The 14,004-nt window shown below is 68.8% G+C and carries 6 protein-coding genes and 2 pseudogenes; all 8 read left to right on the forward strand.

The window, feature by feature from the left end; genetic code table 11:
* Positions 1-378: 378 nt before the first annotated feature.
* The gene (locus tag AC5Y4Z_RS17860; RefSeq protein ID WP_499965803.1) at positions 379-1,410 is read left to right on the forward strand and encodes an AAA family ATPase; all 1,032 of its coding nucleotides are present in this window, start codon (positions 379-381) and stop codon (positions 1,408-1,410) included.
* Between the two features lie 91 nt (positions 1,411-1,501).
* Positions 1,502-4,123, forward strand: a pseudogene (locus AC5Y4Z_RS17865) (LuxR C-terminal-related transcriptional regulator); the annotation flags it as partial.
* A gap of 584 nt (positions 4,124-4,707) precedes the next feature.
* Positions 4,708-7,389 (forward strand): LuxR C-terminal-related transcriptional regulator, encoded by a 2,682-nt coding sequence (locus AC5Y4Z_RS17870; RefSeq protein WP_499965804.1) that lies wholly within the window; start codon positions 4,708-4,710, stop codon positions 7,387-7,389.
* 345 nt (positions 7,390-7,734) lie between these two features.
* Positions 7,735-9,102 (forward strand): annotated as a pseudogene (locus AC5Y4Z_RS17875) (acyltransferase domain-containing protein); the annotation flags it as partial.
* Positions 9,103-9,213: 111 nt separating this feature from the next.
* Entirely contained in the window at positions 9,214-11,343 is a 2,130-nt protein-coding gene (locus tag AC5Y4Z_RS17880; protein WP_499965805.1) for a chorismate-binding protein, read from the forward strand.
* Positions 11,344-11,371: 28 nt separating this feature from the next.
* Positions 11,372-11,692, forward strand: a complete 321-nt coding sequence (locus AC5Y4Z_RS17885) for a chorismate mutase (RefSeq protein ID WP_499965806.1) — start codon at positions 11,372-11,374, stop codon at positions 11,690-11,692.
* 396 nt (positions 11,693-12,088) lie between these two features.
* Positions 12,089-13,633 carry an AMP-binding protein gene (locus AC5Y4Z_RS17890; RefSeq protein ID WP_499965807.1) on the forward strand — a complete coding sequence of 515 codons (1,545 nt, stop codon included), beginning with the start codon at positions 12,089-12,091 and terminating at the stop codon, positions 13,631-13,633.
* Positions 13,630-14,004 carry a phosphopantetheine-binding protein gene (locus tag AC5Y4Z_RS17895; RefSeq protein ID WP_499965808.1) on the forward strand — a complete coding sequence of 125 codons (375 nt, stop codon included), beginning with the start codon at positions 13,630-13,632 and terminating at the stop codon, positions 14,002-14,004. Before AC5Y4Z_RS17890 ends, AC5Y4Z_RS17895 begins: the two co-directional genes overlap by 4 nt.

Raw genomic sequence — 14,004 nt, forward strand, 5'->3', positions numbered from 1 at the left:
GGGTGCCGGGGGAGATAGTTGTTTCACGCAATCATTTCGCTAATAAATTGCACATTCGTCAAAATGAATTGTACATCCGTCAAAGAGCAGTCGAAAAGTAGCAATTTCTGCCCAGCAGCCTGCCGCATCTTCATAGTGGCGCGCTTAGCAATACCAGGAGTATGCTTATGGAGTTATTGCTGAATTACGGTTGGAACGACACTCAAGCTTCGGGCCTTTTGGGGGTCGCCCGACACGGCGTTGTTTGCTGAACGTCTTCGCTGAGACGCTGGGCTCACGTGTAAAGCCTTGCGCAATAGTCAAATAATTATACGCGCGTTGAGTCACTACGGAGCATAATGCTTTTGCTGCATCCGGGGCACCCCGGTATATTAATAAATGGGCTCGGGAGAACGGCGTCGGGTGCAGACATTGAGTAAGTCGGCGTGGCCGTTGGTGGGCCGTGACCATGAGCTTGGCCAAGCGCTGGGGGCGCTCGAGGACAATGCGAAATTGCACGGCGTCCTTTTCGTGGGCGATTCCGGGATCGGCAAAACGACCCTCGCTCGCGCCTTGGCCGAGGACCTCGAGTCACGCGGGTACACGGCCCGGTGGGCCCGCGCCACCGATACCGGAAAGACGGTGCCGCTGGGCGCCTTCTACTGGTTGCTGAGGCCAGGCACGGGCCATACCCCCGCCGCGATGCTGACCGCCGCGAAAGGGGCCCTGGAACGCGAAAAAAACCTCGTTCTCGTCGTCGACGATGCGCAGTGGCTCGATCCGTTGTCGGCGACTTTGGTTCACGAACTCGCGGCGCGACGCGGTACCCGGCTGATCGTGACGGTTCGGGCGGGCGACGCCATGCCGGGGCCAATTGCGGCCCTGGCGAAGGACGGGGGCCTGCTTCGTCTGCGTCTCGACCCCTTTTCCTGTGAGCAGACGGCGGAACTCGTCCGGGTCACCCTCGGCGACGCCGTCGACGGTCGCCTCGTCGACGAATTGCAGAGTCGCAGCGCCGGCAACCCGCTGTTGATCCGCGGCCTGTTGGACGCGGGCCGGCAAAGCGGCGCGCTGGTGCGGGCGGACGACGGCTGGCAGCTTCGGGGCGAGCTGCGGCTGGACCGCCACCTCTACGACCTGCTGGAGTTCCGGCTGCAATCCCTGGCGCCCGAAGAGCAGGAGGCCGTGGAAATCCTCGCCGCCGTCGAGGGTCTGGCCTGGGCGGTCATCCGGGACCTGTGCGACGCCGAGGCGGTCGTACAACTCCAGCGCGGCGGCGTCATCCAAGTGGTCGCGCAGCAAACGCACACCGTGGCCCGGTTGACCCACCCGATCATGGCCGAGGCCGCGATCCGGCGCGCGGGCGGGGTGCGGGCACGGCAGCTCAACAGCCGCCTGGCCCAGGCTCTGCGAAAGCATGCGCAGACATGACCGCCGCCGGCCCCGCCCGGCGGGGGCACTCGCGGAGCGCCTGATGCAGCCCCGCAAAGACCTGGAAGGACGCCACCCCGTGCGGCGGGAAATGGGTTGCCCGTGGCCCATCGTGGCGCGCGACGCGGAGTTCCGCCGGGCGCTGGCGGCCCTCGACGACGGCGAGTTTCAGGGGGTCGCGCTGGTCGGCGACAGCGGGGTGGGCAAGTCGACGCTGGCCCGCATGCTCGCCCAGGCGGCCGAGTCGGCCGGGCGGACCGTGCGTTTCGCCCTGGGCACCCAAACGGGTTGCGCGGTGCCCCTGGGGGCGTTTTCCCGCGCGGTGACGTTGGACGTGGCGCACGAGCCGGCCATCATGCTGGCCGCCGCGCACAAGACGCTGGGCCAGGACGGGCGCCTCGTGGTGGTGGTCGACGACGCGCAGCTGCTCGATCCGCTGTCGGCCACGCTGGTCAACCAGCTCGCGGCCAGCCGCAGCGCACGGCTGATCCTGACGATCAGGCTGGGCGAACCGGTGCTCGACGCGGTGACCGCCCTGATGAAGGAGCGGTTGTTATTGACCGTTCACATCGACCCGTTCACGCGCCAGCAGACCGGGGTACTGGCGAGCGCCGTCCTGGGCGGCGCCGTCGACCCGGCAGTGGTCGACGAGTTGCACGAGCGCAGCGCCGGAAACCTGCTGCTGCTGCGGGGCTTGCTGAGCGCGAGCCGGGAAAAGGGCGTCCTGGTCCACACCGAAGACGGGTGGCGGCTGCGCGGCACGTTGCACGCGGATCGCGAACTTTACGACCTGCTGGAGTTCCGGTTGCGCTCCCTGCCCCCCGAGGAGTTGGAGGTCGTCGAGGTTTTGGCCACCGCTGAGGTGCTGGAATGGGAAATCCTGCGGCAGATCTGCGATCCCGACGCGGCGGCGAACCTGGAGCGCCGTGGCCTGATCCAGTTGGTCGCCGACGGATCGCACACCCTGGCGCAGCTGAACCATCCGGTGCTCGGTGAGGTGGCGACCCGGCGTGCCGGGGTGGTGCGTTCGCGGCAACTCAACGGGATGCTGGCCCAGGCGTTCGGCAACCACTTCGAGGTGCGCGAGCGGGGCGCGGGCCCGCCCGACGTGCGCGGCCGTATTCGACTGGCCCGCTTGATGATCCGAAGCGACCTGACGCCGGACCTCGATGTGGTCATCGAAGCGGCGGCGGACGCGGTGGCGATGTCGAACGTCGCCCTCGGCGAGGAGCTGGCGAGGTTCGCCGTCGATCGCGGGGGCGGTGTGCGAGCGGCCCTGGTTCTGGGCGAGGCGGTGAGCTGGCAGGGGCGCGGCGACGAAGCCGAGGCGGCGTTCGTCGATGCCGACCTCGACGGCGCCACCGATTGGCTCATCGCTCAGTGGGGCTGCATGCGCGCGGCGAATCTGTTCTGGGTTTGCGGGCGCGTCGACGCGGCCCGACGCGTGCTGGCCGACGTCCGGAGCCGCGTCGCGTCCGCGGCGTGCGGCCGCCTCGTCGACGCCCTGGAGCTGTCCATCGGGTTCTTCTGCGGCGACGTCGCGTCGACGCTGGAGACCGGGCCGGGCCTGTGCGCGGCCGGGCCGGGGCCGATCGCCACGGTGTGGGCGGCCGCGCCGACCGCCTGCGCACTGGCGCTCTCCGGCCGGTATGCCGACGTTCGCCGCATCGTCCAGCCGGCGTTGCGCGCGGGCGTGCCCCGCGGCCTGGGGCTGCAGCGGTTTTCCATCGGGATGGCCGAGATCATGGGCGCGACGGCCGCCGGCGAATTCCTGGAGGCGGAACGGATCTGCGAGCGTTACGCCGTCATCGCCGAGGGCATGCCGCTGGCGAAGGCGATGGCGCACGCGATGTGGGGGTTCGCGCGGCTCGCGCGCGGCGAGCTGCCGTCCGCGAGCGCCGCGTTCAAGGAGTCGGAACTCGTGTTGCGGCAAGGCTTTCCGCCGCCCTGGTCGGTCCTGGTCGGTGCCCAGCATGCCCAGACCGAGGGTGCGCGCGGAGATAGCGCGGCGGCGGCTGCCGCGTTGCGCACTGCGGAGGACGCGTACGGATCCCACGTGGCGGTGTTCCTGCCGGAACTCGAGCTGGCCCGGGCCTGGCAGCGGGCCGCGGCGGGCGAGATCCAGGCGGCCACAGCGCATGCGAGACAGGCCGCACAGCTCGCGCAAGAGGCCGGGATGCACGCCGTGGAGATGCGCGCCCTGCATACGGCCGTCCGCTTCGACGATCGTTCGCACACCGCGCGGCTCGAGGAGCTCGCCGGCATCGTGAAAACCCCGCTGGCGCAGGCGATCGCAGCCCATGCGCGCGGCCTGGCCACGCACGACGCCGGCCTGCTCGACGCCGCGGCGGGTCAATTCGCCGACCTGGGCGCGCTGGCTCTCGCCGCCGACGCGGCGGCGCAGGCCGCCGGCGCGCACGCCCGCAACGGCGACCGCGGCAGCAAGTTCGAATCGTCTACCCGGGCATGCACGCTGGCCGGCCAATGCGGAATGCGCACACCGGCGGTCGAGGCCGAAGCGCGACCCCTACCCCTGAGCGGCCGCGAGCGCGAGATCGTGATGCTGGTCGGATCCGGTTTGTCCAACCGACAGATCGCGGACAAATTGGTGGTGTCGGTGCGCACCGTGGAGGGGCACCTTTATCGCCTCTTCGGCAAACTCGGCATCAACAGTCGCGACCAACTCATCGAACTCGTCAGGCGGCATCCGTCGGGGCGAAGCATCCTGCCGGGACGCTGGGATCGGGCGCTGCGCGACGAGTTCGACGACGGACTGGCCGACCGGCTGGTGGCGGGCGACCCTCGCCCGAGCTGGGGCCCACACGCCACCCGCGAGCAAAGCGACTGAGCAACCACGCGAGCATTTGCCAAGCCGCTACTCGATGTGCGCTTGCCGACCACTCCACTTGCGTAGATTCCGTCGATGGACGCTCGAGAGGACCATACGCTCCGGCGCATGGCATTTAATCGGGGCACAATGCCGGTCCGCACGGAAATAGGTCATGGCGTCGGGCCGGCCGGATTCACAACAGGAATACGGCCGGTGAACTCTTGGAAAACCGGCGGCGAACGCCCGCGTGCGCTTCCCGGTGGACCAGGGCGTTGGCGCCGTTCGGTTTTCTCCAGCTTCGTATAGCTGGGCAAAGTCGATGGTCCTTCTCATGGGACGGCGGCACTGGGTTGCGACGGAATGTCGGGTGGCGCAATGGGTCTGGTTTCCAGCGCCCGTGGTATCCCGGCGACAGTGGGGAGGTACGTCATCCGGTGCAGCGAGAAAACGGTTGGACATGGCCCATAGTGGCGCGCGACGCGGAATTCCGGCGGGCGCTGGCGGCACTTAACGGCGGCGAGTTTCAAGGCGTCGCGCTGGTCGGCGACAGCGGGGTGGGCAAGTCGACGCTGGCCCGCATGCTGGCAAAGACCGCGGAGTCCGCCGGGCGCACCGTGCGCTTCGCGCTCGGCACCCATACGGGACGCGCCGTTCCGCTCGGCGCGTTCTCGCGCGCGGTGACCCTGGGCGTCGACCATGAGCCGGCCATCATGCTGGCCGCCGCGCACAAAACCCTGGGTCAGGACGAGAACCTGGTCGTCGTGGTCGACGACGCGCAGCTACTCGATCCGCTGTCGGCGACACTCGTCAACCAGCTCGCGACCAGCCGCAGCGCACGCCTGATCGTGACGATCGGGCTGGGCGGCCCGGTCCTCGACGCGGTGACCGCACTGATCAAGGAGCGGTTGCTGCTGAACGTTCACATCGACCCGTTCACGCGCGAGCAGACCGAGGCACTCGCCAGCGCCGTCCTCGGCGGCACGGTCCAGCCCCGATTGGTCGACGAGCTCTACGAACGGAGTTCGGGGAACCTGCTGGTGCTGCGCGGTTTGCTCAGCACCGGTCGCGAGAACGGCGCCCTGGTCTGCACCGAAGACGGGTGGCAACTGCGGGGCCAGCTGCTGGCGGGCCGCGAGCTCCACGATCTCATCAAGTTCCGGCTGCGCTCGCTGGCGCCCGAGGAGTTGGAGGTCGTCGAGGTCCTGGCCACGGCGGAGCTGCTGGAGTGGGAGGTCCTGCGCGAGATCTGCGACGCGGGCGCGGCGGCAAGCCTCGAACGTCGCGGCATGATCCAGCTGTTCGCCGACCGGTCACAGACGATGGCACAGCTGAACGACCCCTTCATCGGCGAAGTGGCGCTTCGGCAGGCCGGTGTGGTCCGGTCGCGGCAACTCAACGGCATCTTGGCGCGCGCCATCCGAACATATCTGCAGGCCGAGCGGCGGCTCCTGCGTTCCCCCGACCTGCGTGGCCGGATCCGGTTGGCGCACTTCATGATGCGCAGCGACCTGGAGCCCGATCTCGATCTGGTCATCAAGGCGGCGGCGGACGCGATAGCGCTGTCGAACGTCGAATTGGGAGAGGAACTGGCCCGATTCGCCGTCGATCGCGGCGGCGGTCTGCGGGCGGCGCTCGAGCTTGCCGAGGCGGTGAGCTGGCAGGGTCGTGGCGACGAGGCCGAAGCGGTCTGCCTCGACGCCGACCTCGACGACGCCGACAAGTGGCTGGTCGCGCGGTGGGGCTGCCTGCGCGCGGCGAACCTGTGCTGGGTCTGCGGGCGCATCGACGCGGCCCGGGAGGTGCTGACCGACGTGCGAGGCCGGGTCGGGTCCGAGGCGGACATCGGTCTGGTCCTCGACGCCCTGGAACTGTCGATCGCACACTTCGGTGGCGATATCGCGACGGCGTTGCGCGACGGGCCGGGCCTGTGCGCGCCGGGCGTGCCCTCGACCGCCACCGTGTGGGCGGCCGCCCCGACCGTGAGCGCGATGGTCGCCGCGGGGCGGTTCGACAACGTTCAGCGCATCGCCGACGCCGGATTGCGCGCGGTGGCGCTGTGCAAAGCGGGCCCCCAGAAATTCGCCATCGGGATGGCCGAAGTCGCGGTCGCGACGGCGGTCGGGGACTACCCGGCCGCGGAGCGGATCTGCGAGCGTTACGCCGCGATGGCCGCGGGCGTGCCCACGGCGGAGGCGATGGTCGAAGCGATGCTCGGGCTCACCCAGCTTGCCCGCGGCAACCTGTCGGACGCCTGCACGGCGTTCGCCCACTCGATCTCGGAGCTGTCCTCCCGAGGCTTTCCCTCGCCGTGGATGGTCCTGGTGGCCGCGCGGCACGCCCAGGCCGAGGGGGCACGGGGCGACAGTCAGGCCGCCGCCGCCGCGTTGCGCATCGCCGAGGAAGGCTACGGGTCCCAGGTCGCGGTGTTCCTGCCGGAGCTACACCTTGCCCGGGCCTGGGAACGAGCCTCGGCCGGTGAGCTTGCGGCCGCTTCGGCGCACGCGACGCAGGCGGCGCAGATCGCGCAAGCGGCCGGGATGAGCGCCGTGGAAACGCGCGCTTTGCACACCGCCGTCCGCTTCGGCGAACGCGCCCACGCGGCGCGGCTGGAGGAGCTCGCGGGAACGCTGAACAGCCCGTTGGCGGAAGTGGTCGCCGCGCACGCCCGCGGCCTGGCCCGCCATGACGGCGGTCTGCTCGACGCCGCCGCGCGCAGGTTCGCCGATCTGGGCGCGTGCGCCCTGGCCGCCGACGCGGCGGCGCAGGCGGCCGGCGAGCACGCGCGGCGCGGCGACCGGGGCAAGGAAGTCGAATCGTCGTCCTGGGCCTACCGGCTGGCCAGCCAATGTGGTTTGCGCACACCGGCGCTCGCGGCCGCGGCGCGCCCCTTGCCGTTCAGCGGCCGGGAGCGCCAGATCGTGATGCTGGTGGTGGCCGGATTGTCCAACCGTCAGATCGCCGATCGCCTGGTCATCTCGGTGCGGACCGTGGAGGGGCACCTGTATCGCATCTTCACCAAACTCGGCATCAACCACCGCGACCAACTGGTCCAGCTAATAAGCCGGGATTCGCCCGAACGCGACGCGTTGTCGACCGATGCCGACGGCGCGCACGACAACGGGCCGCACGACCATCCCGCGGCCGGCTGAAGCCGTTTTCCCCGTCACCGGCGCCAAAAGGGCGGCCGGTCAAAGCCATTGGCGAGCGCAATGGAAACATTGCCGCGGCATTCGTGCGAAATGTGCTCCCGCGCCGAGTCACACGCGACCACCGGGCACCCACTACTCTATGTGGGCGCGTTCACCACTCGAGTCCGATCAATCGCGGCACGAGGCCCATCGCGCGCGCCATACCCTCTTGCGCATGATGTTCATCAGGGAGGGAATGGCGCGTTGGGGGATTTCGGCCGTGGCTATTCCGGCAAACCCCGCCGCGCACACCAGAAGCGTTTCTCAAGTTGGTGTTTGGCGATTCGGTTCACGGGCCGAATTTGAGCGTTTGGGGACGGCGGCATGACGGAATACCCTCGCGAGGCACCGGTGGTGGGGTCCGAGCCGGCTCCGCCGGTGAACACGTTGGTGCTCTTCGGCAGGACGCCCGAGCGCATCGCGTCGCTGGCCGCGCTGATGGCGGAATGGATGATGGACAAGGGCGCCGGGGTGCCATTGGCCGACGTCGCCCACACCCTCAACCATCACCGGGCCTGGCATTCCCACTTTGCCACGGTGTGTGCGCGTGACCCCGCCCAGGCGATCGCCGGCCTGGCGGCGTTGGCCCAGGGCAAGTCGGCCCCCGGCGTGGTGGGCCCGCACGAGGGAGCATGCGCACCCGGGACGGTGTTCGTGTATTCCGGCCAGGGCTCGCAGTGGGCCGGGATGGGCCGGCAACTGCTCGCCGACGAACCGGATTTCGCGGCGGCCGTGGCCGAGTTGGAGCCGGTTTTCGTTGAGCAGGCGGGATTTTCGTTGCGGCATGCGCTGGCCTCCGGGGAACGGGTGGTCGGGGAGGCCCGGGTGCAGCCGGTGTTGATGGGCCTGCAGCTGGCCCTCACCGAGCTGTGGCGCCGCTATGGGACGATCCCGGATGCGGTAGTCGGGGACTCGATGGGTGAGGTGACCGCCGCGGTGGTGTCGGGGGCCCTGAGCGTCGCCGACGGCCTGCGGGTCATCGCAGTGCGGTCGCGGCTGATGGCCCGGCTGGCGGGCCAGGGAGCGATGGCCGCCCTGAGGCTCGATGTCGCGAGGACCGCCCGGTTGATCGCCGACTACCGCGGAGTTGCCGTGGCGGGCCTGCGCTCACCGCACCAGACCGTGGTCGCGGGACCGCCGGCGCAAGTCGATGCCGTGATCGCCGCGGCGCGGCGCCGGAACTGCTCCGCGCGACGGCTGAACCTGGACGTGGCGTCGCACTGCGCGCTGATGGACCCGATCGTGCCCGAATTCCGCGCGGCGCTGGCCGATCTGGCGCCGGGGAAGCGGGTGGTGCCGCACATCTCCACGGTGACGGGCGGCGCCGTCACGTCGGCGCTGGACGCCGAGCACTGGGTGGCGAATCTGCGCGAGCCCGCGCGGTTGCGCGCCGCGATCGCCGCCGCGGCAACGGATAACGCCACCTTCATCGAGATCAGCCCGCACCCGATGCTGACGCGCGCCATCACCGAAACGCTCGCCGGCGCCCATCACCACTGCGTCGGCACCCTCTGGCGCGGCGGCGACGACACGCGCAGCTTCCACACCAATGTCAATGCCACGCACGGTGTTTACCCGCCCGAGACGCCGCACCCGCCCGAGCCGCACCCGGCGCTGCCCACCATGGACCTGCAGTGCACCCGGTTCTGGATCGGCGCCGCGCGGGCGCGGCGGCGCGAGAAAGAACTGCCGCCGGCGGTGCGGTCGTCGGTACGCAGCGGCAAGGGCTGAGATCATGCCCCTTGACATCCCTGCCCGCAACGACCGTCCGGGGGGAACACGGCTGTGTCCATAGTCATCATCGACAATTATGATTCGTTCACGTACAACCTATTTCAGCTTGTCTCGGCAGTTGCCACGAGCCAGGTCGAGGTGGTCCGCAACGATGACTATGCGACGTGGCACTCGCTCGATCCCGACGGCATCGAGGCGTTGATCATCTCGCCCGGCCCAGGAAGCCCCGAATTCGAAACCGACTTCGGCATCAGTCGCCTCGCGCTCGCCTACGACGTTCCCCTGCTCGGAGTCTGCCTGGGGCACCAGGGCCTGTGTCACCGCGAGGGGGGCGCCGTGGCGACGGCGCCGGAGCCGTGCCACGGCCGGACGAGCGTCATCCAGCACGACGGCAGCGGCATATTCGCCGGAATACCGTCACCGTTCCTGGCCGCCCGCTACCACTCCCTCATGGTGACCGGCGTGCCGGACACCCTGCGCGTCACCGCCTGCACGTTCGATATCTCCGGACAAAAGGTGATCATGGGGGTGGAGCATCGCACCCGCGCGCAATGGGGAGTGCAGTTCCACCCGGAGTCGATCGCAACCCAATACGGTCGCGCACTGATCGACAATTTCCTGCAGCTGGCTCGGGTCCGATCGCGGCGACGCAACGCGATCGAGCCGTCGCGCGCGCACCCGCGCCCGCCGTGCCCGGGCCGGCAGGACGCAAGCCGGTTGCCGGCCAGGCGGTTTCGCTTGATCAGCCGTCACCTGAACCGCGAACCCGACGCCGAACAGGCGTACCGGCGGCTGTTCGCCAACCGGGAGGGCGCATTTTGGTTGGACAGCTCACGGGTCACCGAAGACTGCTCTCGCTTCTCCATCCTCGGCGGAAGCGGACCGCACGGCGAATGGGTCACCGCGGACGCCAACCGCGGCGTGCGGGTCCGCCACAGCGACGGCACCGTCACGCGGCTGGCGCAGAGCATCTTCGACTATCTCGAACAGCAAACCGCCGAGCGCGCGGTGATCGAGTTCGACGGTGACTGCGGCTTCGCGCTCGGCTACGTCGGCTACCTGGGATACGAAATGAAGGCCGAATGCGGGGGCGACGCCGTTCACCGATCCGATCTCCCCGACGCCGGATTCGTCTTCTGCGATCGCGCGGTGGTGATCGATCACAAACTCGGGGAAACGTGGCTTTTGGCCCTCGCGTGCCAAGACGGCCGGGACGAGGCTGAGGCGACGTCGTGGCTCGACCGCGCCGAACGGGCGGTTTACGCGTCGCTCAACACCGAGCGCGGCGACCGCGAATGTGGGTTGCCGACGGCATATTTGGCGGTGGACCAACGGGAATCCACGGCCGAATACGCCGACAACATCGGGCAGTGCAGCAAGGAGATCCGCGCGGGGGAAACCTACGGGGTCTGCCTGGCGACGACGGTGACCGCGACGGCCATCGTCGACACGCTCGAAACGTATCGCGATCTGCGCCGGCGCAATCCGGTGCCCTACGGTGCGCTCTTGCAGTTTCCCGGCGTCGACGTCCTCTGCGGGTCCCCGGAGAGGTTCGTCAAGATCTCCGCCCAGCGCATGGTCGAGGCCAAGCCCGCCAACGGGACTCGTCGTCGTGGCCGCACGCCCGAGGAAGACACGATGCTGGCCGTCGACCTGCGCACCGCGGCCAGGGACCGCGCCGAGAATCTCATCGCCCTCGATGTGCTGCGCAGCGATCTGGGCCAGGTCGCCGTGGTGGGTTCCGTACACGTGACGCGAATGTTCGAGGTCGAGACGTACGCCGCGAATCACCAACTGGTCAGCGCGATCCGAGCCAGGTTGAGGGACGATGTCACCGCGGCGCAGTGCGTGCGTGCCGTCTTTCCGGGCGGGTCCGTCACTGGCGCGCCCAAGCGGCGGACGATGCAGATCATCGACCGGCTCGAGGGCGGGCCGCGTGGCATCTATTCGGGGGCCATCGGGTACTTCTCGCTGTCCGGCGCGGTCGACCTCAACATCGCGGTACGGACTCTGGTGGTCCGCGGCGACCGGGTCACCGTCGGCACCGGTGGCGCAATAGTCGCCCTGTCCGACGTCGAGCACGAGCTCGCGGAGGTGCGTTGGACGGCGCACGCGCTCTTGGAATCTCTACGGGCGACGGCCCCGCTGAGGCCCCCCGCCCGCGCGCGGGTCGCGCGTTGACATCATCCGACCGGAACGGAGAGTCACGATGACCAAAGAGCCGGCGGCGGGCGATATCGGCTCCGCGATAGACAAGCATCGCGAGCGCCTCGACCGAATCGACACCGCCCTGATGGCGGTACTCGGCGAGCGCATGCGATTGTGCGCCGAAATCGCGAAGCTCAAGCGCATCGGCGGTATCCCGCTGGCACAACCGCAGCGGGAGCAGCACGTTCTCGCCAAGTGCGTGAGAGAGGGCCGGCTGGTGGGCCTCGGGCACGACTTCGTCGAGCGGCTCATGGACCTGGTAACCGAGGAATCCCACCGCGTGGAACGCCTGATCATCGGCGACGAGAGGACCACACCGTAGGACGGCCGATCGTGACCGGAGCGGCCGCCGGCCCGCGCGCCGGCGTCGAAAAGGTGCACGCGGCCCGTACATTTCGGGAATACGTCGCCCGATCGCGCCCAGAGTGGCGCGGCTTAACGTTAGCGGTACTCATTGTGCCCCAGGGAAACTGACGTCCTGGGAAGCGGTGAACGCGCGCGTCCTGAAAGGCCTAGGCACCCGCAGGCACCCGCCTGCCGAGCAGCGAAATTGCGCCCGCCCCCCACGCCGAATGCCCGGATACTCGACCTGCGCGCAATAACTACTCTACCGAAGTCAAATCGTCGGTCCGCAGTTGAAAGAACCATAGGCTCCTGCGCAACAAGCAATCTCAGCTTGCCGGCTCAACGTTAATCAGCCCAGGACGAGGAGTGCGTAATGGAATCAGGCAGCGCAGCGCTGTTGTCGGACAACGACATCGACGTAATTCCGGTATTTCATGATATTTGTGAACGGATCGAGGGTAGATCGACGCCGATCCCGGTTTTCCGCGCCGGCGAGACGCTGGACGCCAGAAACCTGGTCGCGGTCGCGCGGATTACGGCCGCTGCCGCCCCGCACCTCGCCGGGAGCGTCGTCCCGATCTTGGTCGACCGGCCACAGGACGTGTTGACCGGGGTTTTCGCCATAGCGCTCGCCGGCGGGGTGCCGCTGGTTCTCAACGGGCCGCGACCATACGAGTCCACGGACTCGGTGCAGAACCGGGTCAACGAGGTCATCGAGTCGGTCAACGCCCGCTTCGTCTACGTTCGCGGGACGTGGCATCAGGTTTCCGACCGGCCGGTGCCCGAATCCGCCGCCCACCAAGACGTTGCCTATCTACAGTTCAGCTCCGGCAGTGTGGGCAATCCGCGGCCCTTGCGGATATCCAACCGCGCCATCCGCGCACAACTGAACATCATTGCCGACGCCGTGCGGGTCGGGCCGGACTCAGTGGGTGGGTCGTGGCTGCCCCTGTCACACGACATGGGCCTCATCAGCACGATGCTGGCCCTGTGGGTCGGCTTCCCCCTGGTGCTGTGGGCCCCCGAAGAGTTCTTGATCGCGCCGGGTGAATGGGTCGGCCAGATGGCCGAGCATCGGGTCGAATTCTGGCCGGTCATTCCCGCCGGGTTGCACATCGCGACCAAAGCCCTGCAAACGCGCGGTCTGCGTCTCCATGCGCTGCGGTCCGTCCTGGTCGGCGCGGACGTCATACGCCCAAAGGTGTTGTCCGCCTTCGAATCGGTTGCCGGATCCGGCCCGGGGGTGGTGCGGCCGTGCTATGGCCTCGCGGACGCGACGCTGATGGTTACCTGCGCCCCGGGGGATCGGCGCTGGCGCACCGTCGAGGCTCCGGGTGCCTCCGGGCGGCACGGCCGTCCCACCGAGCTGATGTCGGTGGGTCCGGCCGCTCTCGACACCGAAGTGTGGATCGAGGTCGAGGGCGAACCGGTGGGGGAGCGCGTCATCGGCGACGTGATGGTGCGTTCGGCGTCTCGTTGTTCGGGGCCGTATGGGGGCGAGGCCGTTCCGCCGTCGGCCCCCGTGCGCACCGGCGACCTCGGATTCATGGCCGACGGCGAACTGGTCTTCACCGGCCGGACGGCTGAGGTGGTACGGGTGGCCGGCGAGGACTTCCTGCCCGCTGAGGTGGAGGAGTTCATGATCCGCAGCGGGTTTGCCAAAGCGGGCCACGTCGCGGTGGTCGGGATCGACCAGGAGGCCATGACGCAGATGGTCGCCGTGATCGAAAGCGATTCGGCCGTCAACGATGCCGACGCGGCGTCGACCTGTCGCCGTGATGTGTTGCGCGCCGCTCGGGCGGCCGCGCTGCCGTTGACCAGCGTCCGATTCGTACCGAACAACTCATTGAGCAGGACCACAAGCGGAAAGTTACGCAGGCGCCGAATCGCCGCGGATCTGATGGAGGAAAGCAGATGACCAGCCCGGTAGCCCTGTCGCGGACCGACGAACTAGGCATACGCGCATTTACGGGGGGGTTTTCTGTTGCCCCGGCACCGACCCTTCCCGTGGCGACCCAGCCGTTGACCCGCGACCGCGTGGTCGCCGAGATCATCAACGCGGCGCGCGCGATGCGCCGGTCCTTCTCGGAGCGCGAGTTGACGGGCAACTCGAACCTCGCTCTGGACCTGGGGCTCGAATCGGCGTCCCGGGTGGAGCTTCTGCTGGAGGTGCAACGCGCCCTCGACACCGCGCTAGATGTCGGGGTCGCCGTGATGTTCGCCGAGCTGACGATCGCGCAACTCGCCGAGCTCATCGTCGCGCTCCCGGAATGCAGTGTGGGTTGGTGA

Source organism: Mycobacterium sp. NGS63 (assembly GCF_059812295.1).

Bases quoted from the DNA above. Each gene is read 5' to 3' on its own strand.
- AC5Y4Z_RS17860 (WP_499965803.1), top strand. From the start codon at position 379: ATGGGCTCGGGAGAACGGCGTCGGGTGCAGACATTGAGTAAGTCGGCG.
- AC5Y4Z_RS17885 (WP_499965806.1), top strand. From the start codon at position 11,372: ATGACCAAAGAGCCGGCGGCGGGCGATATCGGCTCCGCGATAGACAAG.
- AC5Y4Z_RS17890 (WP_499965807.1), top strand. From the start codon at position 12,089: ATGGAATCAGGCAGCGCAGCGCTGTTGTCGGACAACGACATCGACGTA.
- AC5Y4Z_RS17895 (WP_499965808.1), top strand. From the start codon at position 13,630: ATGACCAGCCCGGTAGCCCTGTCGCGGACCGACGAACTAGGCATACGC.